This is a genomic window from Streptomyces sp. NPDC006529 (assembly GCF_040611795.1).
Classification (GTDB): domain Bacteria; phylum Actinomycetota; class Actinomycetes; order Streptomycetales; family Streptomycetaceae; genus Streptomyces.
In genome coordinates this window covers 1-19,994 of record NZ_JBEXPB010000055.1, presented here as the reverse complement: position 1 = coordinate 19,994, position 19,994 = coordinate 1, and the positions used below count along the sequence as shown (strand labels likewise).

21 protein-coding genes are annotated in these 19,994 nt (G+C 73.4%); 11 read left to right on the top strand and 10 right to left on the bottom strand.

What is annotated here, in order from left to right; all coding sequences use genetic code 11:
* Positions 1-11 precede the first annotated feature (11 nt).
* Entirely contained in the window at positions 12-290 is a 279-nt protein-coding gene (locus ABZY31_RS27570; RefSeq protein WP_356415375.1) for a hypothetical protein, read from the bottom strand.
* Positions 291-368: 78 nt separating this feature from the next.
* Here ABZY31_RS27570 and ABZY31_RS27565 point away from each other — a divergent pair, with 78 nt between their 5' ends.
* The 5 genes from ABZY31_RS27565 to ABZY31_RS27545 all read left to right on the top strand — a co-directional run bounded on the left by ABZY31_RS27565 (position 369) and on the right by ABZY31_RS27545 (position 2,804).
* On the top strand, positions 369-1,124 hold the full coding sequence (locus tag ABZY31_RS27565) for a GntR family transcriptional regulator (RefSeq protein WP_356415373.1): 756 nt from the start codon (positions 369-371) through the stop codon (positions 1,122-1,124).
* A gap of 29 nt (positions 1,125-1,153) precedes the next feature.
* Complete coding sequence (locus ABZY31_RS27560; RefSeq protein ID WP_356415370.1) at positions 1,154-1,423, top strand: hypothetical protein; 270 nt, start codon at positions 1,154-1,156, stop codon at positions 1,421-1,423.
* A 107-nt stretch (positions 1,424-1,530) separates the two neighbouring features.
* Entirely contained in the window at positions 1,531-1,731 is a 201-nt protein-coding gene (locus tag ABZY31_RS27555) for a dehydrogenase (protein WP_356415368.1), read from the top strand.
* A 250-nt stretch (positions 1,732-1,981) separates the two neighbouring features.
* On the top strand, positions 1,982-2,458 hold the full coding sequence (locus ABZY31_RS27550; protein WP_356415365.1) for a hypothetical protein: 477 nt from the start codon (positions 1,982-1,984) through the stop codon (positions 2,456-2,458).
* Positions 2,459-2,612: 154 nt separating this feature from the next.
* Positions 2,613-2,804: a DUF1059 domain-containing protein gene (locus tag ABZY31_RS27545; protein ID WP_356415364.1), complete on the top strand. Its 192-nt coding sequence runs from the start codon at positions 2,613-2,615 to the stop codon at positions 2,802-2,804.
* Between the two features lie 28 nt (positions 2,805-2,832).
* Here ABZY31_RS27545 and ABZY31_RS27540 read toward each other — a convergent pair whose 3' ends face one another.
* From ABZY31_RS27540 to ABZY31_RS27530, 3 genes are all read right to left on the bottom strand, one after another.
* A complete protein-coding gene (locus ABZY31_RS27540) occupies positions 2,833-3,027 on the bottom strand; it encodes a hypothetical protein (RefSeq protein ID WP_030159386.1) in 195 nt (64 codons plus the stop codon).
* 133 nt (positions 3,028-3,160) lie between these two features.
* A complete protein-coding gene (locus ABZY31_RS27535) occupies positions 3,161-3,613 on the bottom strand; it encodes an HD domain-containing protein (protein WP_356415362.1) in 453 nt (150 codons plus the stop codon).
* Positions 3,610-5,097, bottom strand: a complete 1,488-nt coding sequence (locus ABZY31_RS27530; RefSeq protein WP_356415359.1) for a pyridoxal-dependent decarboxylase — start codon at positions 5,095-5,097, stop codon at positions 3,610-3,612. Before ABZY31_RS27530 ends, ABZY31_RS27535 begins: the two co-directional genes overlap by 4 nt.
* Before the next feature lie 575 nt (positions 5,098-5,672).
* On the opposite strand from ABZY31_RS27530, the gene ABZY31_RS27525 reads away from it, so the two are divergent.
* Together ABZY31_RS27525 and ABZY31_RS27520 are read left to right on the top strand one after the other, a co-directional pair.
* Positions 5,673-6,173 carry a DUF4232 domain-containing protein gene (locus ABZY31_RS27525; protein ID WP_356415356.1) on the top strand — a complete coding sequence of 167 codons (501 nt, stop codon included), beginning with the start codon at positions 5,673-5,675 and terminating at the stop codon, positions 6,171-6,173.
* On the top strand, positions 6,170-6,772 hold the full coding sequence (locus ABZY31_RS27520) for an AAA family ATPase (protein ID WP_356415353.1): 603 nt from the start codon (positions 6,170-6,172) through the stop codon (positions 6,770-6,772). The genes ABZY31_RS27525 and ABZY31_RS27520 overlap by 4 nt, the downstream gene beginning before the upstream one ends.
* Here the strand turns inward: ABZY31_RS27520 and ABZY31_RS27515 are convergent.
* From ABZY31_RS27515 to ABZY31_RS27505, 3 genes are all read right to left on the bottom strand, one after another.
* Positions 6,769-9,255: an ABC transporter permease gene (locus ABZY31_RS27515; RefSeq protein WP_356415350.1), complete on the bottom strand. Its 2,487-nt coding sequence runs from the start codon at positions 9,253-9,255 to the stop codon at positions 6,769-6,771. The two genes, ABZY31_RS27520 and ABZY31_RS27515, sit on opposite strands and share 4 nt — an antisense overlap.
* Positions 9,255-10,205, bottom strand: coding sequence for an ABC transporter ATP-binding protein (locus ABZY31_RS27510; RefSeq protein WP_356415348.1), 951 nt, complete (start codon positions 10,203-10,205; stop codon positions 9,255-9,257). Before ABZY31_RS27510 ends, ABZY31_RS27515 begins: the two co-directional genes overlap by 1 nt.
* A 141-nt stretch (positions 10,206-10,346) precedes the next feature.
* Complete coding sequence (locus ABZY31_RS27505) at positions 10,347-11,474, bottom strand: PP2C family protein-serine/threonine phosphatase (protein WP_356415345.1); 1,128 nt, start codon at positions 11,472-11,474, stop codon at positions 10,347-10,349.
* A 132-nt stretch (positions 11,475-11,606) separates the two neighbouring features.
* Here ABZY31_RS27505 and ABZY31_RS27500 point away from each other — a divergent pair, with 132 nt between their 5' ends.
* On the top strand, positions 11,607-12,842 hold the full coding sequence (locus tag ABZY31_RS27500; RefSeq protein ID WP_356415343.1) for a GNAT family N-acetyltransferase: 1,236 nt from the start codon (positions 11,607-11,609) through the stop codon (positions 12,840-12,842).
* A gap of 11 nt (positions 12,843-12,853) precedes the next feature.
* On the opposite strand, the gene ABZY31_RS27495 is transcribed toward ABZY31_RS27500, so the two are convergent.
* Together ABZY31_RS27495 and ABZY31_RS27490 are read right to left on the bottom strand one after the other, a co-directional pair.
* Positions 12,854-13,669, bottom strand: a complete 816-nt coding sequence (locus ABZY31_RS27495; protein ID WP_356415340.1) for a DNA-formamidopyrimidine glycosylase family protein — start codon at positions 13,667-13,669, stop codon at positions 12,854-12,856.
* A 103-nt stretch (positions 13,670-13,772) separates the two neighbouring features.
* Positions 13,773-14,258, bottom strand: coding sequence for a ribose-5-phosphate isomerase (locus ABZY31_RS27490; RefSeq protein WP_356415338.1), 486 nt, complete (start codon positions 14,256-14,258; stop codon positions 13,773-13,775).
* 241 nt (positions 14,259-14,499) lie between these two features.
* Here ABZY31_RS27490 and ABZY31_RS27485 point away from each other — a divergent pair, with 241 nt between their 5' ends.
* A complete protein-coding gene (locus ABZY31_RS27485; RefSeq protein WP_356415336.1) occupies positions 14,500-15,936 on the top strand; it encodes an amino acid permease in 1,437 nt (478 codons plus the stop codon).
* 68 nt (positions 15,937-16,004) lie between these two features.
* Here ABZY31_RS27485 and ABZY31_RS27480 read toward each other — a convergent pair whose 3' ends face one another.
* The gene (locus tag ABZY31_RS27480) at positions 16,005-16,598 is read right to left on the bottom strand and encodes a biotin transporter BioY (RefSeq protein ID WP_356415333.1); all 594 of its coding nucleotides are present in this window, start codon (positions 16,596-16,598) and stop codon (positions 16,005-16,007) included.
* A 288-nt stretch (positions 16,599-16,886) separates the two neighbouring features.
* Here ABZY31_RS27480 and ABZY31_RS27475 point away from each other — a divergent pair, with 288 nt between their 5' ends.
* Together ABZY31_RS27475 and ABZY31_RS27470 are read left to right on the top strand one after the other, a co-directional pair.
* Complete coding sequence (locus ABZY31_RS27475) at positions 16,887-18,278, top strand: amino acid permease (RefSeq protein WP_356415331.1); 1,392 nt, start codon at positions 16,887-16,889, stop codon at positions 18,276-18,278.
* Between the two features lie 223 nt (positions 18,279-18,501).
* Entirely contained in the window at positions 18,502-19,818 is a 1,317-nt protein-coding gene (locus ABZY31_RS27470) for an amino acid permease (protein WP_356415424.1), read from the top strand.
* Positions 19,819-19,994: the final 176 nt, after the last annotated feature.

Below are 19,994 nucleotides of genomic sequence, written 5' to 3'. Positions count from 1 at the left end.
CTGATCAGCTCCTATTGCTGATGGCCAGGTCCCCGGACATCGCCTGTCGCGGGGACCACCTTGCCTACGGCCGCCCACAGAGTGCGGCCGGTCAAGCTGCTGGCGAGGAGACCGAACCGATCGGCCTCCGCCACCACTTCCAAGACCGCGCGCCACGTCTCGGCGGGCAGAGCCTCCGGTACCTCCGCTTCGATCGACGTGTAGGTGGGGTGTTGCTCCACTCGTGTGGTCAAGCCCAGGGCGGACAACCGGGCGGCGAGATCCTCGGCCCTTGCTTCCGAAGCGGGCACAGAGGACCTCCGTCGCCGATCAATCACGTTGAGTGAAGCTAGTTAACTAGATTAGAGCTAGTGGACTAGATTTTCCATATGCCTGAGCAGCCGCCTTATCTCCGCGTCGCCGACGTCCTGCGGCAGCGGATCGCGGAGCACGTCTGGACGGTCGGAGACCGACTCCCCTCCCGGGCCCAGCTGGCCGAGGAGTGCGGCGTCGGCGAGAACGTGGTCCGCCGGGCGCAGGAGCTGTTGATCTCCCAAGGCGTGCTGGAGGGGCGAGCTGGTTCGGGGACGTACGTCGCCGAACCGCGGAGGCGCGTGCGAGTGGTCCGGTCCTCGGCGCGCGAGCAGCCGGGCGGCTCCCCGTTCCGGGCGGACATGCAGGCCTTGGGCAAGCAGGGTGACTGGGAGAGCCGGACCGAGGCGAAGGTGCCGGCTCCGGCCGAGATCGCGGCGCGGCTCGGGATCGCCGAGGGCGACCTGTGCGTCCGTACCGTCTACGAGTTCCTTGCCGACGGTCGGCCGGTGCAGCTGTCGACGAGTTGGGAGCCGTACGAGCTGACGGCCGGGACGCTCGTCGTCCTGCCCGAGGGCGGGCCGCACGCCGGGGTCGGCGTGGTGAACCGCATGGCCGCGATCGGGGTCACCGTAAGCCATGCCGTGGAGCAGCCGGAACCGCGGCAGGCGAATGCAGAGGAGGCGTCGCTCCTCGGGATCCAAAAGGCCGCTCTGGTCACGCACATCCGGCGGACGTACTACAGCGACCAGGGACGGCCAGTGGAGACGGCGGACATCGTCATTCCATCCGCGCTGTGCGAGATCGTCTACGAGATCCCGGTCGGTCGTTAGAGCCGTCGGCGGAGAAGGTGGGTATCGCTGTGGACGCGGAGCGAGAGGCACGCATAGCCGAGGTGGCTGCGCGGGCGCGGCCGGTGTGGGCGGAGCACCACGACGGCAGGGCGCTGCAAGATTTTCTGAAGGGAATCGACTGTCACGGCGTGGACGCGGTCTTGGTGACCCGACAGGTGGCCGGATGCGGTCTCGGCGAGGCTCAGGAGATGTTCCTCACCGCGCCCTGCCGGACCGCCGAGCTGGCCTTCCACAATGCGCTCATGGAGGGCCTTGAGCGGTCTCAGGGCGATGTCTGACCGACGGGTAAAGGGTTGGGCTGGGTTGGGCGCCGCTTGCGCTGGTATGCGCCGGTGCAGGGCACAAGTGCGCGACAAGACACCCCAACGCCGTTAGCGTCCTCAGCATGACCAGCAACGAGCCGACCTGTCCGGAGTGCAGCCGAGTCATGGAGTTCGGCGGATTCGTGCTCTGCCGGAGGAAGGACGACGACAAGCGCGTCTGTCGGGGTGTGTGGAAGTGCCCGGCGCCGCATGTCTGGTGGAACTGGGCCGACCGACCGCACGAGACGTTGGAGCGGTGTCCGATGCCGGACATGTTCCGCTGACACTCGTGTCTGCACGCGTGCCCTCCGTGTGCCCGATCAGACGGCGAGTGGTGGGGAACCACGGTCATCTGCGGTGAGCGCTCGCCTCGTGTGCAGGTCAGGGACTTGGCTGGTGAGGGGGTAAGCGCGTACGCGATCTTCCAAACTAGCTACGCGGGTTCGATTCCCGTCGCCCGCTCTTGATGGCTCAGGGCCAGGTCAGAGGATGCTTCCTCGGACCTGGCCCTGAGGCGTTTCCTGAGAGGGACCCATGACAGAACACGTCGCTCTGCATTTCGAGCGCGTCCGTACCCGAGGGGCTCATAGCGATCTCCGGCTGCGGATCGGCCCTCATCGACACATCTGCGATTCGTACTATTTCGCACTGGACGACGCCCCTGAGGCGCCGGGCGGCTTGGGGGCGAGGCTTGTGCGCCTCTTGGAGCAGTGGAGCGCCCACGTGCGCGGGCTCAGGGACGGCGGCGGCACCGCCTACCTGCCGTATGACTTCTCAGATCAGTGCACGGCATGGCTACGGGTGTCATCCATAGACGGGCAGCGAGCCGAAGTGCAGGCCGGGTGGAGCCTGATCGAAGCCTGGGGGATCGCACCCTCCGACTACCTGGCCACGGCTCCGGAGGTAACGGACTTCGACCCGATCCCCCGTGCCCGCACCGAGTGCTCACTGACCGATCTACTGGCACGCATCGAAGCCGACCGCATCACTCTCGCCGCCACGGGGCCGTAGGCCGTCGCACGCAGCTGCGCTGGGCCCGGCCCCGGTTTCGGGGGGCGGCGGCGGTGCGTAGGGAGGATGGTGGGAGGAGGCGCTGTGCGCGGCGTCGGTGTCGGCGGTCGGCTCGGTGGCCGGGCGCGGGCGCGGTACCCATCGGAGGCACGTCATGCGCAAGGTCATCGACTGTCGGGACTACCCGAGTGAAGCCAAGTGCAGCCTCGCCATCTCGGGCGAGGCGGATGAAGTGGTGCGGGCGGCGGCGGAGCATGCCGTGTCCGTGCACAGTGAGGTCGACACGCCGGAGTTCCGCGCGACGCTGCGGACCCTGCTGAAGGACGAGGCGCCGCAGCACGCGTGACGGCGCCGGTCCGGGCGGAGGAGGCGGGCTACAGCTTGATGCCCGCGATGGTGTCCGCGAGGGAGTTGAGGAAGCGGTTCACGTCCGGTGCGATGGAGCTGGACGCCAGGAAGAAACCGAAGAGGACCGCCACGATCGCGGGGCCCGCCTTGATGTGGTTCCCGCGGATCAGCACCACCAGGATGACCGCCAACAGAACCACCACTGACAGCGAAATGGCCACTACTGATCACACCTTCGGTCGTCCCCTGGTCGGCCCGGGGGCGCACGGCCACGTGCGTCCCCAGGAACATCGTGCCACCAACGGAGCCCCGCTATCCGCCCGGTGACGGCCCTTTCTGCCAACCGGGCTCGTTTCAGAGGCCGAGCAGGGAGCGCACGCGGGCATATTTGCCGGTCAAGCGCCGCCGGGTGGGCTCGTCCAGTACGGACAGCCGGGCCGGGTCCGCGTTGTGGGCGAGGTCCGCTTCCTTGACGAGCAGGGCCCCCGGGGTGGCCAGGATGCGGGCGGTGTACGCCTCGACCGGTTCGCCCGGGCGTTTGGTGACCGCGAGGACGATGTCCTTCACGGACTGCGGGAGGGCGGCGGAATCCAGCCACTCGCGGCTGAGGGCGTCGTCCTCGACCGCGTCGTGCAGCCAGGCCGCCGCCTGTTGGTCGGCGCTGCCGCCGCGGACGCGGACGCCTTCCGCGACAGCGGCGAGGTGCTCGGCGTACGGGCGGCCGGCCTTGTCGGTCTGCCCCTCGTGCGCCGCGCGGGCCAGGGCCTCGACCTCGGTCAGGGTGAGCGGTGGGCGGCGGTCGGTCATGCGATCCCCTCGGCGGCGCGGCGCAGGGCCCCGGCAGCCCGCCGCACATCGGCGGACGTGGTGCGCCAGTTGGAGAACGCGGCGCGCAGGGCGGGGGTTCCCGCGTACACGGTGGGGGTGACGAAGACCTCGCCGTTCGCGGCCTCGCGCAGCGCGGTCAGGCGGGCCGGGGTCGGGTCGGCGGCGAGGGTGAAGCAGACGACGTTCAGCCGGACCGGCGCGAGCAGCGTGAAGGCCGGGTCCGCGTCCAGGGCGGCGCCCAGTTCCCGGGCGCAGGCGATGTCCCGTTCGACGATCTCCCTGTGGCCCTGGCGGCCGTACGCGCGCAGCGTGAACCAGGCCGCCAGGGCGCGCAGCCGGTGGGAATTCTCCGGGGTGAGGTGGACGAGGTCGGGGTGCTCGCCGAGGGGGCCGAGGTAGGCGGCGGCGTTCTGGAAGACGCGGGCCTGGAGGTCGCGGCGGCGGGTGAAGAGAACGGCGCTGTCGTAGGGGACGTTGAGCCACTTGTGGAGGTCGACGGTGACGGAGTCGGCGGCGTCGAGGCCGTCGGTGAGCGGGGCGTGCTCCGGCGAGAGCGCGGCGAAGGCGCCGAACGCGGCGTCCGTGTGCAGCCAGAAGTCGTGGCGTGCGCGGAGTGCGGCGACGGCGCGCAGGTCGTCGAAGTCGACGGTGTTGACGGTGCCCGCGTTGGCGACGACGACGCAGGGGCCGGGGGCGTCGGCGAGGGCGCTGTCGAGGGCGGCCGGGTCCACGGCCTCCCGGCCGGGCAGGGTCGGTACGGGCACCAGGGCCGCGCGGCCGAGGCCGAGGACGGCGAGGGCCTTGGCGATGGAGGAGTGCGGGGCGCCGGAGAGGACCCGGACGGGGCCGAGGGCGGCCACGCCGTCCTGGGCCGGGGAGACCCCGGCGCGCTCCCCCAGCCATTCGCGGGCGATGGCGAGGCCGGTGGTGTTGGACATGGTGGCGCCGCTGACGAAGACGCCGGTGTGGGCGTCGGTGAGGCCGAAGAGGTCGCGGAGCCAGCCGGTGGTCTCGCGCTCCAGGTCCTGGCCCGCCGGGTCGAGGGCGGAGTTGGAGTTCTGGTCGTGCGCGGCGGTCAGCCAGTCCCCGGCGAGGGCGGCGGGGGTGGCGCCGCCGGTGACGAAGCCGAGGTAGCGGGGGCCGGCGGAGGCGGAGAACCGCGGGGCCCAGTGGTCCTGGAAGGCGGCGAGGGTGTCGGCGAGGCCGGTGCCGCGGGTGGGGAGACGGGCACCTGCCGGCAGGGGTGCGGTGGGGTCATCTGCCGGCGGGGCGGTGGGCGTTGCGGTGGCAGGCGGTGCGGTGGCGGAGTGCGGTCCGGTGGTGGGCGGTGCGGTCCGCTGTGCGACGGGTGGCGGTACGACGGGACGTTCGGCCAGGGTGGCCAGCGCGTCGGTGGCTGCGCGGCGGGTGGCGTCGAGCAGGGCGGGGAGGTCGGCGAGATCGGCGGCGAGCGTGCGGTCCATGGGGGCACGCTAGGCCGGTCCGCGGCGCGGGGCCCCGGCCAATCGCCGCGGAGTGGCCGGGCGGGGCCCCTCGCCGGGGGCGGGGGCCGTTGCCGGGGACGGGGGCCGTTGCCGGAGTGCGGCCGTCCCCCGGGGGCCACTGCGGGGCCCCTCGCCGGGGCGGGGCCACCGCCCGCCCTGGCCGCGGACCGGGGTGCCGGGGGCCGAGAGTGCCCGAGGACCCGGGGGGTGTCCCCTGAGGTCGGTTCCACGGACGTTGAGAGGGGCGGCGCGGTCCCGGCCTCGGGCCGGGCTCCGGGCCAGGAGCCCGGCTGCGGCGCGCGCTCGGCCCGTCGTAGGGTCGCCGCATGACGGGGAACGGGATGCGGGGCGTGGCGGGCCGAGCGGCGCGGGGTCGGGCGCGGGAGCGGGTGCCGGGGTGGGCGCGGCGGGCGGGGGTGCGGGGCGGGGCGGTCGCGGTGGTGGCCGGGGTGGTGCTCGGGGGGTGCGCGACGCCGCCGGCGCCGCCGGTGGCGCCCGGGCCGACCGGGGTGCCGACCGCGGGGTTGCCCCGGCCGACCGGGAGGCCGAGCGGGGTGGCCACGCACCCGGGGAAGCCCCGGCTCACGGACGTCCCGTCGGCGGATCCCGGCGAGGCGTGCCCCGAGGGCGGGATCCGGCTCGTCGAGGAGCAGGGGGACGCGGCGATGGGCCTGCGGGCGGGAGGTGTCCGTCTGGTCAACTGCGCCGCCGGAGCGTACCGGTTGGAGGGGTACCCCGAGGTGCGGGTGCTCGACGCGGAGCAGCGGCCGGTGCAGGTGGCGGTGGTGCACGGGTCGGGCGGGATCGCCACCGGCGTGGCGGGCATGGACGGGCCCCCGCAGGCGCTGGAACTGGCGCCCGGGGACGCCGCGCGGGTCCCGCTGCTGTGGCGCAACACGGTCACGGACGGGGCCGCGGTCGAGGGCCGGTACGTGGACGTGGTGCCGCGGCCGGGGGCGGCGGCCGTGCGGCTGAAGCTCGTCGAACCCCTCGACGTCGGGACGACCGGGAAGCTCGGCATCGGGCCCTGGCGGTCCGTGCGGAGCGCCCCGTGATCGTCTGGCTCAACGGCCCCTTCGGCGGCGGGAAGACGCAGACCGCCCACGCGCTGCTGCGGCGGCTGCCCGGCAGCGTGCTGTGCGATCCCGAACACATCGGCTTCGGGCTGCACCGCGCGCTGCCGCCCGCGCTGCGCGGGGACTTCCAGGATCTGCCGGCCTGGCGCCAAGGTGTGTTCGAGGTACTGGACCTGGCGGCCGGGCGCCACCCGGGGGTGGTGCTCGTCCCGATGACCGTCACGGAGCCGCGCTACTTCGCCGAGACCGTCGGCCGGCTGCGCGAACACGGCCACGACGTCCGGCACTTCGCCCTGCTGGCCGACCGCGAGACCGTGCTGCGGCGGCTGCGCGAGCGCGGCCTGGGCCGCGGACTGAAGCGGGAGAGCTTCGCCGTCGCGCGCCTCGACGGCGCCCTGGAGGCCCTGCGCGCACCGGAGTTCGCGGAGCACCTGTGGACGGACCGGCTGCCCGTGTCCCGGGTCGCCGACCGGATCGCCGCGCACGCGGGCCTGGCGCTGACCCCGGACACGGACGGCCCGCTGCGCGGACGGCTGCGGCGCACGCTGATCGGCGTACGCCACATCCGCTTCGACTAGGGCGTGCTCCCTCCAGGCCGCCGCAAGGCGTGGCGGGCCGGGAGGGACGTGGCCAGGAGGGTGAGGGCCAGGGCGCCGACCGCGAAGGAGCCGTAGACCAGCGGGGGGACGTACGGCGCCTCGCCGGTGAGGGCCTTCGCCATCGGGATCAGGGTGGCGGCGGCGATGGCGGTGCCGAGGACCAGGCCCGCGCCGCCGATCAGGAGGGCTTCCCAGCGGATCATGCGGAGCACCTGGCGGCGGGTGGAACCGACCAGGCGCAGCAGGGTCAGTTCGCGGCGGCGGTCCAGGACGGTCATGGTCAGGGTGTTGGCGGCGGCGAGGGCGGCGAATCCGCCGAGGACGGCGGCCATGACGGTATTGGCCCAGGCGCCGAGCCGCCGGTCCAGGCCCTGGGCGGTGGCCCAGCCGCTCTTGTCGCTGACCGCGCCGCCGAGTTCCGCGAGGCCGGGCGAGGAGCCGCGGACCAGGAGTTCGGTGGCGGCGGATGAGGTGCGGTGTCCGGCGAGGTCGGCGGCCGGGAGGGTGACCTCGCCGAAGCCGAGGCCGCGGCCGTAGACCGCGACGATCTCGGGGGTGACCCGGACGCCGTCGGGCAGCCGCAGGGTGATCCGGCCGCCGAGGCGCGCCCCGGCGGCTTCGGCGAGGCCCTGGTCGACGGCGACGGTGCCCGGCCGCAGGGCGGCGAGGGAGCCGCCGCGGACGGCGAGGTCCTGTACGGGGGTGAGGTCGCCGCCGGTGACCTGGGCGGGGGCGCTGCGCAGTTCGGCGCCGGATCCGCTGCCGGTGGGCACGAGAACCGTGGTGTGGCCGACGGGGACGGCGGCGGTGACGCCGGGCAGGGCGGCGGCCCGGGCCGCGGCGTCGGAGGGGAGGCCGCCGGATCCGGCGGGGGCGGTGACGATGCGGTCGGCCAGCAGGCCCGCGCTCTGCTGGTGGCCGGTGGCCCGGTCCGTGCTGGTCTGGAGGAAGACCAGGGTGGAGGAGAAGGCGACGGCGAGCACGATGGGGGTGAGGGCGGAGGCCAGTCTGCGGGCGTTGGTACGGGAGTTGGCGGCGGCGAGGGAGCCCGCCGGGCCCGCGGCGCGCAGCGGGAGGCCGAGGACGGCGGCGCAGGCGCGGGCGATCAGCGGTCCGAGCAGGGCCACGGCGAGCATGAAGAGCATGACGACGCCGGGTCCGGCGGTGGCGGCGGCGGTCACGGAGCCGCCACCCGCCAGGCCCGCGCAGGCGAATCCGCCCGCCAGGGCGGCGATGCCGAAGGAGGTGCGGATCCGGCCCTGGCCCGGGCGTTCCACCGCGGCTTCGGCGAGGGCCGCGCCGGGGCGGGTCTTCGCGGGTCGGCGGGCGGCGCAGCGGCCCGCGAGGAGGGCGGTGCCGAGGCCGACGGCGACGGCGGCCGCGAACGGGATCCAGGAGGGGCGGAGCGTGAGGGCGGCCGGGACGGCCCCCTTCTCCTGGAGCGCGCCGAACCACCACTCGGCCAGGAAGACGCCCGGTACGCAGCCCAGGGCGCCCGCGAGGGGAGCGACCAGGAGCGCTTCGGTGGCGATGGAGCGGCGGATCTGGCGCGGGGTGGCTCCGACGGCGCGCAGCAGGGCGTATTCGCGGGAGCGCTGGCCGACGCAGAGGGCGACGGATCCGGTGGCGGTGAAGACGGCGACGAGGGTCGCGACGCCGCCGAAGGAGCCGCCGAGGCCGATGAGCACTTCCCTGGCCGAGGCGAGCGGCGCGTCCAGGACGCGCGCGTCGCCGGTGAGGACGCGGGCCCGGTCGCCGACGGCGGCGCGCGCCCGGTCGGCGAGGGCGGTCGCGGCGCCGGACCCCGCCCGGTCCGCGCCGGGGGCGGGGAGGAGCGCGATGGCGTCGAGGGCCAGAGGGTGGCCGGAGAGGGTGCGGGCCTGGTCGTCGGAGAACCAGGCGCCGGGGGCGTCCGTACGTCCGGAGACCCGGAACTCCCGCTTCCCGGCCGGGGTGTCGAGGGCGACCCGCTCCGGGCCGCCGCCGGTGTCCGCGCGCGCGGAGGCGGCGCCGCCGAGGACGACCTCGCCGGGCCCGGGCGCACGGCCCGCGGTGAGCCGGGCGCCGGTGAAGGCGGTGGAGCCCCAGCCGTACGCCGTCAGCGCGCCGGCGCCGGACCGTACGGGGAAGGACACGTCGGGCACGGCCCGGCCCAGCGGGGCGAGCGCGCCCAGCAGTGCGGCGTCCACCCGGGCCAGGTCGGGGACCGGGACCGAGAGTTCCTCGGCGTCCTCCCCGCGTCCGGCGGTCATGCGGATCCGCTGGTCGGCGGCGATGACGACGGGGGCGTCGGCGTACCGGGTGGGCGGGACGGAGGCGCGCAGTCCGCCCTCCAGCAGGATGCCGCAGGCGCAGACGATGGCCACGGTCATCAGGAGGGCGAGGAAGGTGCCCGCGAAGGCGGCGGGTCGGAAACGCACCGCCGCCCGCGCGAGGCCGTTGGTCCGGGAGGGGCGGAACATCAGGCGGCCGCTCCCGCGTACGCGGCGTCGCCGGTGGTGGGGACGGCGGCGGTCGTCGGGGCGCTGCGGCGGCCGGTGAGCGTGGCCATCCGGGCGGCGACGGCGTGGGCGGGGCTGCGCGGCAGCCGGTCCGCGATCAGCCCGTCGGCGAGGAAGAGCACCTGGTCGGCGTGGGCGGCGGCGGCCGGGTCGTGGGTGACCATGACCACGGTCGCGCCGAGGCTGTCGACCGCGCCCCGGAGCAGGGCGAGCACCTCGGCCGCCGTGGTGGTGTCCAGGGCGCCGGTGGGCTCGTCGGCGAAGACCACGTCCGGGCGGGTGACCAGGGCGCGGGCGATGGCCACGCGCTGCTGCTGGCCGCCGGAGAGTTCCCCGGGGCGGCGGTGGCCCTTGCCTTCGAGGCCGACCTGGGCGAGGAGGGCGGCGGCGCGGGCGGCGCCGTCCGCGGTGACCCGGCCGCCCGCGAGGCGCAGCGGGAGCAGGACGTTCTCCTCGACGGTGAGGGAGGGCAGCAGGTTGAAGGCCTGGAAGACGAAGCCGAGGCGGCTGCGGCGCAGCACCGTGAGCTGGTTCTCGTTCATGCCGGTGATCTCGGTGCCGCCGAGGCGGACGGAGCCGGAGCTGGGGTGGTCCAGTCCGGCGGCGCACTGCAGGAAGGTGGACTTGCCGGAGCCGGAGGGGCCCATGACGGCGGTGAAGCTGCCGCGCGGCAGGCTGAGGTCGATGCCGCGCAGGGCCTGGACGGTGGCGGAGCCCCGCCCGTAGGAGCGGCGTACGTCGCTCAGCTGGACGGCGGGCGCGGTGGCGGCGTAACCGGCTCCGGATGCGCGACCGGCGGCGGCCGCGGCTCCGGACGCGTCCCACAAACCCTGCCCGCCGCGGGACCGGTCGTCGCTCCCGCCGTGCCCCTGCTGCCGCTCCCGCTGCTGCCTGCCGCGCCCGAACCCCATGGTGTGCCGCCTTCCGCGTCTGCCGTTCCTGCTCGTGACCTTGACGCTACGGAGCGGGGGGCCGGGCGGGCCATGGTGGAAACGGGCCGGTCAGGGGTGGGGTAAACCCCACCCGGCGCCTTCCGGTGGGATGCGGGAGGGTCAGGGCGAGCGGCGGATCAGCAGCAGCGCGCGGTCGTCGTTGACGTCCTTGGCGACCTTCTCGATCAGGTGCCAGGTCGAGCCCTCCCAGCCGGAGGTGACGTAGCGGTCGGCTTCGCCGGTGAGCCGGTCGATGCCCTCGCTGATGTCGCGGTCGGCCGTTTCGACGAGGCCGTCGGTGAAGAGCAGCAGGACGTCGCCGCGGCGCAGGTTGCCGTGGGCGGCCTCGAAGGCGGCTCCGTCGTAGACGCCGAGGAGCGGGCCCTCGCCGCTCCTCTCCTGCCAGCGGCCGGTGCCCGCGCAGAGCTGGAGGGCGGGCAGGTGACCGGCGGAGAGGAGGTCGTAGTCCCCGGTCTCCAGGTCGAGGACGAGGTGGATCGAGGTGGCGAAGCCCTCGTCCCAGTCCTGGCGCAGCAGGTAGCCGTTGGCGGCGGGCAGGAAGTCCCGCGGGGGCAGCGAGCCGAGCAGTCCGCCGAAGGCGCCGGAGAGGAGCAGGGCGCGGGAGCCCGCGTCCATGCCCTTGCCGGAGACGTCGGTCAGGACGACTTCGAGGGTGCGGCCGCCGTTGGTCCGGGCGGCGACCACGAAGTCGCCGGAGAAGGACTGGCCGCCCGCCGGGCGCAGGGCCATCTCGCGGTGCCAGCCGCGCGGCAGGGCGGGCAGCTTGCTCTGCACCCGGATGCGTTCGCGCAGGTCGAAGAGCATGGTGCCGCCGCGTCTCCAGGGCACGCCGACGCGGCTGCGGAACTGGGCGATGACCAGGCCGAAGAACCCGCAGGCGGCGACCACGAGGATGGTGCCGGGAGTGACCCGGGCGGGGCCTTCGGTGTAGGGACCGAGGGCCAGCGCCTCGACGATCAGCGCGGTCGCGGCGGCGGCGTAGAGGGCGAGCAAACTGGCGGGGCGCAGCAGCAGTCCGCCCGCGACGATGGGCAGGACGAGGGCCGACGGCGAGAACCAGACGGGCAGCAGGAGGGTGCCCCAGGTGATGGCCGGGACGGTGAGGATCAGGCCGCCGAAGGCGAGCCAGTCGGAGGCGTCGCCGCGGAAGTAGTCGACGGCGGATTTGCGCAGCGCGGTGCGGGCCCGGTGCGAGGTCTTCCGCAGCCGTGCCGTGAGGGTTTCCATCCGTGCTCCGCCCATTGTTCCGGGACCCTATCCATCCTGACTGTGAGCGCGCAGGGGTACCCCCGGACCGCATGGAGATTTCCGGACCAAAACGGGTCGACCAGGATGGATTGCCCTGATAGGGATGGCCCCATGGCTCATGAGACGAGGGTGCTGCGGCCCGAAGAGTGGGATGCCTGGTACGACCATCTGGAACTGGCGTTCGGCGGTGTGCCGGAGGAGGAGGAAGAGCGTGAACTCTACAAGTCCCTGACCGAGGCGGAGCGTTCGCTGGGGGTCTGGGACGGGGACATCTGCGTGGCCTCGGCCGGCGCCTTCACCTTCCGGGTCACGGTGCCCGGCGGGGCGCTGGTGCCCGCCGCGGGCGTGACCATGGTCGGCGTGACGCCGACGCACCGGCGCCGGGGTCTGCTCACCGCGCTGATGCGGCGCCAACTCGACGACATCCGGGCGGGTGGCGAGCCGGTCGCCGTGCTGACGGCGTCGGATCCGGCGATCTACGGGCGGTTCGGCTACGGCACCGCGGCGTACTCGCTCGCCGTGGACATCGACACCAGCCGGGTCCGGCTGCGGCTGCCGCCGGGGGCGGACGGCGTGCGGCTGCGCCTGGTGGATCCGCAGAAGGCGCTGACCGCGTGCGAGGCGGTGTACGCGGAACTGGTGCCGCGACGACCGGGCATGACGGCGCGTCAGCCCGGCTGGGAGCGGCAGGCGCTGCTCGATCCGGCGTCGGGGCGTGCGGGCCGGTCCCCGCTGAAGTGCGTGCTGGCCGAGCGGGAGGCGGACGGGCGCGTGGTGGGGTACGCCCGCTACCGGGTGCGGCCGGGCTGGGAACTGAGCGGCTCGGCCGGGGTGGTGGAGGTCGAGGACCTCGACGCGCTGGACCCGGCGGCGTACGGGGCGCTGTGGGCGTACGTGTTCGGGATCGACCTGACCTGGACGGTACGGGCGCGCAAGCGGCCGGTGGACGATCCGCTGCTGCACCTGGTCAGTGACGTGCGCCGGGCCCAGCCGCGCACCCGGGACGCGCTGCACGTGCGCCTGGTGGAGCTGGGGGCGGCGCTGGAGGCCCGGACGTACGGGGCTCCGGTGGACGTGGTCTTCGAGGTGGCGGACGCCTTCTGCCCGTGGAACGCGGGGCGCTGGCGGCTGACCGGCGACGCGAAGGGGGCGTCCTGCGTGCGCACGGAGGATCCGGCGGAGCTGGCCCTGTCGGTGGCGGAGCTGGGCTCGGCGTACCTGGGCGGGGTCACCCTCGCGTCGCTGGCGGGCGCGGGCCTGGTCACCGAACTGCGCCCGGGCGCCCTCCAGGAGGCCTCCCGGGCCTTCACCTCGGACCTGGCGCCCTGGCTCCCGCACGGGTTCTAGGCCGGCGCGGTTCAGCGGGGCTGGCAGCCCGGGCACCAGAAGAGGTTGCGGGCGGCGAGGCCGGCGGTGCGGATCTCGCCGCCGCACAGCAGGCAGGGCAGGTGCGCGCGGCGGTACACGTAGACCTCGCCGCCGTGGTCGTCCACGCGCGGCGGGCGGCCCATGGCCTCGGGGGTGTGTTCGGGGCGGACGGTGTCGATGCGGTTCAGCCGGACCCCCTCGCGCATCAGCGCGGCGAGGTCGTGCCACATCGCGTCCCATTCGGCGCGCGCGAGGTCCCGGCCGGGCCGGTAGGGGTCGATGCCGTGCCGGAAGAGGACCTCGGCGCGGTAGACGTTGCCGACGCCCGCGACGACCTTCTGGTCCATCAGGAGGGCGGCGATCGTGGTGCGGGAGCGGGAGATCCGCGCCCAGGCCCGGTCGGGGTCGTCGTCGGGGCGCAGCGGGTCCGGGCCGAGGCGCTCGTGTATCGCCTGCTTCTCGGCGCCGGTGATCAGCGCGCAGGTGGTGGGGCCGCGCAGGTCGGCGTAGTGCTCCCGGCCGACGAGGCGCAGACGCACGGTGTCCGTGGCGGGCGGGGCGGGGACGGGGCCGAAGCCGTACTTCCCGAAGAGGCCGAGGTGGATGTGGATCCAGTCCCCGGCGGGGCCGTCGAAGCCGAGGAAGAGGTGCTTGCCGTGGGCCTCGGCCGTGTCGAGCTCGCGGCCGTCGAGCAGGGCGGCGCTCTCGGCGAAGCGGCCCTGGGGGCTGCTGACGCGCAGCGGCCGGCCCGCGAACCGTTCGGCGTGGTCCTGGGCGAGGCGGTGGATCGTATGCCCCTCGGGCACGGCGCTGCTCCTGGTGCGGTCGGGGCCCGTCGCGTGCGGACGCGACGGCGGCGCCGGGGGTCCCGGCGCCGCCGTCGTACGTCTCGTGTGCGGGGCGGGGGTGTCAGCCCTGCGGGTGGTGCGCCGGGATCGGGGGCAGCTCGCCGGTGGTCTCGTAGGCGGAGAGCATCTCGATCCGGCGGGTGTGGCGCTCCTCGTCGGAGTACGGCGTGGCGAGGAAGATCTCGACGAACTTGGTCGATTCCTCCACCGTGTGCATGCGGCCGCCGATGGAGAGGACGTTGGCGTTGTTGTGCTCGCGGCCGAGGGCGGCGGTCTGCTCGCTCCAGGCCAGCGCGGCGCGGACGCCCTTGACCTTGTTCGCGGCGATGGCCTCGCCGTTGCCGGAGCCGCCGATGACGATGCCGAGGCTCTGCGGGTCCGCGGCGGTCTTCTCCGCGGCGCGCAGGCAGAACGGCGGGTAGTCGTCCTGGGCGTCGTAGATGTGGGGACCGCAGTCGACGGCCTCGTGGCCCTGGGCCCCCAGCCACTCGACGAGGTGGTTCTTCAGTTCGTAGCCGGCATGGTCGGAGCCGAGGTAGACGCGCATGGGCACGAGTGTGACACGAGGGGCCCGGGCGCCGCGCAAGGGGTGCCGGGGCGATGTCGCGTAAGTCACTTCTAAAGCTCAAGTAAACCCAAAGGACGCAGTTGGGGCGGGGTGCAGCGGTTCGGGACCTTGGTCCCGGAGGTTCGTCCGACGGACACGATCCGGATTCAGGTCTTCCGTCTTACGTTCATCCCGGGTTTGAATGCCGGAACTCGCAACCCGAGAACCTAAGGATTCGTCCATGAGCTCCACGACGACCCTTCAGAAGTCAGGCGGCCCCACCGGTGAACCCGATGGCACCCAGCCCTCCGACGGTCTGAAGGCCGGTCTCAAGAACCGGCACCTGTCCATGATCGCCATTGGCGGCGTCATCGGCGCCGGCCTCTTCGTCGGTTCCGGCGGCGGCATCGCCAAGGCCGGTCCCGCCATCCTGATCTCCTACGCGCTGGTCGGCGCGATGGTGGTCTTCGTGATGCGGATGCTCGGCGAGATGGCCGCGGCCAGCCCGAACTCCGGATCCTTCTCCGCTTACGCCGACCGGGCGCTCGGCCGCTGGGCCGGCTTCTCCATCGGCTGGCTGTACTGGTTCTTCTGGGTCGTCGTCCTGGCCGTCGAGGCCACCGCGGGCGCGAACATCCTGGAAGGCTGGGTCCCGGCCGTCCCGCAGTGGGCCTGGGCGCTGATCGTGATGGTCGTGCTGACGGTCACCAACCTCGGCTCGGTCGCCTCGTACGGCGAGTTCGAATTCTGGTTCGCGGGCATCAAGGTCGTCGCCATCGGCGGCTTCGTGATCGTCGGTCTGCTGGCCGTCTTCGGCGTGCTGCCGGGCTCGGACAACCCGGGCGCGGGCTTCGCGCACCTCACGGACACCGGCGGGTTCATGCCCAACGGGGTCGGGTCGATCCTGACCGGCGTCCTGATGGTCGTCTTCTCCTTCATGGGCAGCGAGATCGTCACCCTGGCCGCCGGTGAGTCCGAGGACCCGCGCCGCGCGGTCACCAAGGCCACCAACTCGGTGATCTGGCGCATCGGCATCTTCTACCTCGGCTCGATCTTCATCGTGCTGACCCTGCTGCCGTGGAACGACAAGTCGATCACCGAGAAGGGCTCGTACGTCGCCGCCCTCGACTCGATCGGCATCGCGCACGCGGGCCAGATCATGAACGTGATCGTGCTGACGGCCGTGCTGTCCTGCCTGAACTCGGGCCTCTACACCGCGTCCCGCATGGCGTTCTCGCTGGGCGAGCGCGGCGACGCCCCCAAGGCCTTCGCGAAGGTCTCCAAGAACGGCGTGCCGGTCGCCGCGATCCTGGGCTCCGTGGTCTTCGGCTTCGTCGCCGTCTACTTCAACTACGCCTTCAAGGACACGGTCTTCAGCTTCCTGCTGAACTCCTCCGGGGCCATCGCGCTCTTCGTCTGGCTGGCGATCTGCTTCACCCAGCTGCGGATGCGCGCGATCCTGCTCCGCGAGGCGCCGGACAAGCTGACGGTGAAGATGTGGTTCTTCCCGTACCTGACCTGGCTGACCGCCGCGATGATCAGCTTCGTCCTCGTCTACATGCTCTTCGACGACGACAACCGCGAGGTGGTCCTGCTCTCGACGCTGGTCGCCGCCATCGTGATGGTCATCGGCACGGTGCTGGACTTCGTCCGCCGCAGGAACGCCGCGCGCGCCTGACCGTACGGAGGAACACGGCGGCCCCGGACCACGCGAGTGGTCCGGGGCCGCCGTGCGTCGCGGTGGGGTCAGCCGCGGCCGGCCAGCTTCCAGGCGGCCGGGAGCAGCCCCATGGCGAGGAGCGCCTTGAGCGCGTCGCCGATCAGGAACGGGGTCAGGCCCGCGGCGACGGCCGCGCCCGACGACATCCCGGTGGACAGGGCCAGGTACGGGACGCCCACCGCGTAGATGACCGCGGAGCCCGCCGCCATCGTCAGGGCGGTACGGACCACCGAGCGGTCGGCGCCGCGGCGCGCGAGGGCTCCGGCCAGGGTGGCGGCGAGCAGCATGCCGAGCACGTAGCCGAAGGAGGCCCCGCCCGCGCCCGAGGTGCCCTGGGCGAACCAGGGCATCCCGGCCGCGCCGGCCAGGGCATAGAGGGCGAGCGCGAGGAAGCCGCGGCGGGCGCCGAAGGCGGTGCCGACGAGCAGGGCGGCGAAGGTCTGCCCGGTGACCGGGACCGGCGAGCCGGGGACCGGTACGGCGATCTGCGCGGCCAGGCCGGTCAGCGCGGCGCCGCCCACGACGAGCGCGATGTCGCGGACCCGGCTCGCGGGCAGCAGGTCGGCGAGGACGGCACCGGGCCGGAAGGCGGCGGTCGTCGGGACGGAAGCGGTGCTCATCGGGACTCCGGAGGGTCGGGTGCTGAAGGGCGGGGCGGAGGTCGGGTCGCGCGGGGCGATCACGGGACGGGGTGGCCGGACGGGCCGGACAAGGCGACGTTAGTCCCGGCCGGCGGGCTGTCCGGCGTCGCGCGGAGACAAAGCGGTGATCCCCCGCGTGGTGGGGATTCCACAACGAAAGGGCTCCCCGCATCCCGCCGCGGGGCCGAAGTGACCTGGGTCACCCGACGCTTTGGCCGTCGGTCAGGCGTTTTGCGTCGCCGCGTCCCGCTCGGGGAGACTGTGGAAATGTCACAAGCACCCCTGCCGGAACTCGCTCCGGAGCCGGAACCCCTGGGTCACGGGCTCAAGCAGCGCCACCTGACGATGCTGGGTCTGGGCGGCGTGATCGGCGCCGGGCTCTTCGTCGGCTCGGGCGCGGGCATCACCATCGCCGGGCCCGCGATCGTCGTCTCCTACCTGCTCGCGGGCACCCTCGCGCTGCTGGTGATGCGGATGCTGGGCGAGATGTCGGCCGCCCTGCCCGCGTCCGGGTCGTTCTCGGTGCACGCGGAGCGGGCGCTGGGCCGCTGGGCCGGCTTCTCGGTCGGCTGGCTGTACTGGTTCCTGCTGGTGGTGGTCCTCGCGGTGGAGGCGACCGGCGCGGCGAAGATCGCGAACGGCTGGGTGCCGGGGATCGCCCAATGGGCGTGGGTGCTGATCTTCATGGTGGTCTTCACCGCGAGCAACCTGGCGGCCGTGCGGAACTTCGGCGAGTTCGAGTTCTGGTTCGCGACCCTCAAGGTCGGCGCCATCGTGCTGTTCCTGGTGCTCTCCACCCTGGCGATCTTCGGCGTGCTGCCGGACACCGATCCGGTCGGAGCGGCGAATCTGACCGGCCGGGGCGGATTCGCCCCCAACGGCCTCGGCGGGGTGGTCGCGGGCATGCTCGCCGTCGTCTTCGCCTTCGGCGGCCTGGAGGTCGTCACCATCGCCGCGGCCGAGTCCGACGACCCGGCCCGCTCGGTGGCGCGCGCGGTGCGCAGCGCGGTGTGGCGCATCCTCTTCTTCTACATCGGCTCGATGCTGGTCATCGTGACCCTGCTGCCCTGGGACTCGATGAAGGCGGGCGCGAGCCCGTACGTGGCCGTCCTGGACTCGATCGGCATCCCGGGGGCCGGGCAGATCATGAACATCGTGGTCTTCGTGGCGCTGCTGTCCGCGCTGAACGCGAACCTGTACGGGTCCTCGCGGATGGTCTTCTCGCTGGCCGAGCGCGGTGAGGCGCCCGGGGCGCTGCTGAAGGTGTCGGGCGGCGGGGTGCCGCGGCGCGCGGTGTTCGCGTCGGTGGCCTTCGGCTTCGTATCGGTGCTGCTGAACCTGCTGTGGCCCGACACGGTCTTCCTCTACATGCTCAACGCGGTCGGCGCGGTGCTGCTGTTCGTGTGGGCGCTGATCGCGGTCTCGCAGCTGAGGCTGCGGCGCCGGATCGAGCGGGAGATGCCGGAGCGGCTGACGCTGCGGATGTGGTGCTTCCCGTACCTGACGTGGGTGGCGCTGGCGGGGATGGCGGCGGTGCTGGTGCTGATGCTGTTCGACGATGCGGCGCGGCCGCAGCTGCTGTGGTCGGGCGGCGCGGCGGTGGTGGTGCTGCTGGTGGCGTGGGTCCGGGAACTGCGGTCCTCCCCCGCGGGCGGATGATCACTTCGCGTGAAGGAGTCGTCCGCATGCTGGACGGGAAACGTCCGGTAATCGGACGGTAGGCAGACTGGTGCGCCGCACCCCGTCCACCCGCACACCGGACAGGCACACCTTCATGAGCCAGCGCACCGCCACCCCTTCCGAGCACCAGCAGCAGGGCCCGGCGCCCGGGGACGGCCCCGGATCCCCCCTCGGCAACGGCCTCAAGCAGCGCCACCTCTCGATGATCGCCCTCGGCGGGGTCATCGGAGCCGGCCTCTTCGTGGGCTCGGGCGCGGGCATCGCGGCCGCCGGTCCCTCGATCGTGCTCGCCTACGCGGCGTCCGGGCTGCTCGTGATGTTCGTGATGCGGATGCTCGGCGAGATGTCCGCCGCGAACCCCGCCTCCGGCTCCTTCTCCGTGCACGCCGAACGCGCGATCGGCCCGTGGGCCGGTTTCACCGCGGGCTGGATGTTCTGGATCCTGCTGTGCGTCGGCGTGGCCATCGAGGCCATCGGCGCGGCGCACATCGTGACGGGCTGGCTGCCGGGCACCCCCTCGTGGATGTGGGTGCTGATCTTCATGGCGGTGTTCTGCGGCGCGAACCTGGGCGCCGTCTCGCACTTCGGCGAGTTCGAGTTCTGGTTCGCCGCACTGAAGATCGCCGCGATCGCCCTGTTCCTGGGCCTGGGCGTGCTGGCCGTCCTCGGCCTGCTGCCCGGCACCTCCTCCCCCGGCGCGGCGAACCTGCTGCACGACGGCGGCTTCCTGCCCAACGGGACGGACGGGCTGCTCGTCGGCCTGCTGGCCTCGGTCGTCGCCTACGGCGGGCTGGAGACGGTGACCATCGCCGCCGCCGAGTCCGAGGACCCCGTCCGCGGCGTCGCCAAGGCCGTGAAGACCACCATGTGGCGGATCGCGGTCGTCTACGTCGGCTCGATGCTGGTGATCGTGACGCTGCTGCCGTGGCACGACCCGGCCGTCACCGGCGAGGGCCCGTACGCGGCCACCCTGAACCGGCTGGGCATCCCGGCCGCCGGCGAGGTCATGAACGTGGTCATCCTGATCGCGCTGCTGTCCGCGATGAACGCCAACATCTACGGCTCCTCGCGCATGGCCCACTCCCTGGTCTCGCGCGGACAGGGCCCCCGCGCGCTGGGCAGGCTCACCCGCGGGGTGCCGCGCCGCGCGGTCCTGGCCTCCTCGGGCTTCGGCTTCGTGACCGTGCTGCTGTCCTACTGGTACCCCGAGACCCTGTTCGCGTGGCTGCTGAACATGGTCGGCGGCGTGGTCCTGGTGGTCTGGGGCTTCATCGCCGTCTCCCAGTTCGTCCTGCGCCGCCGGACCGAGCGCGAGGATCCGGGGAAGCTCGTCGTGCGGATGTGGGGCTTCCCGTACCTCACCTGGGTGTCCCTGGCCGGGGTGGCCGGGGTCCTGGCCCTGATGGCGGCGGGCGAGGACACCCGGGTCCAGGTCCTGTTCACCGGCGGGCTCGCGGCCGCCCTCGCGGTCACCGGGTACGTCCGCCAGCGCGCGGCGGCGGCGCGCACGGCGGCGTAACGACCCTTCACGCACCACCCCGGAGGCCGGGTCCGCGCAGGTCGCGGACCCGGCCTCCGGGGCCCCCCGGGGGGGCCGGGGGCCGGGGGGCCCTTGGGGGCCCGGGAAAACACTAAATCGATAGGTCGCGTGCGCCGTTGTTTGGAAAATAAACTGATGGGGACCGGTTAATATGT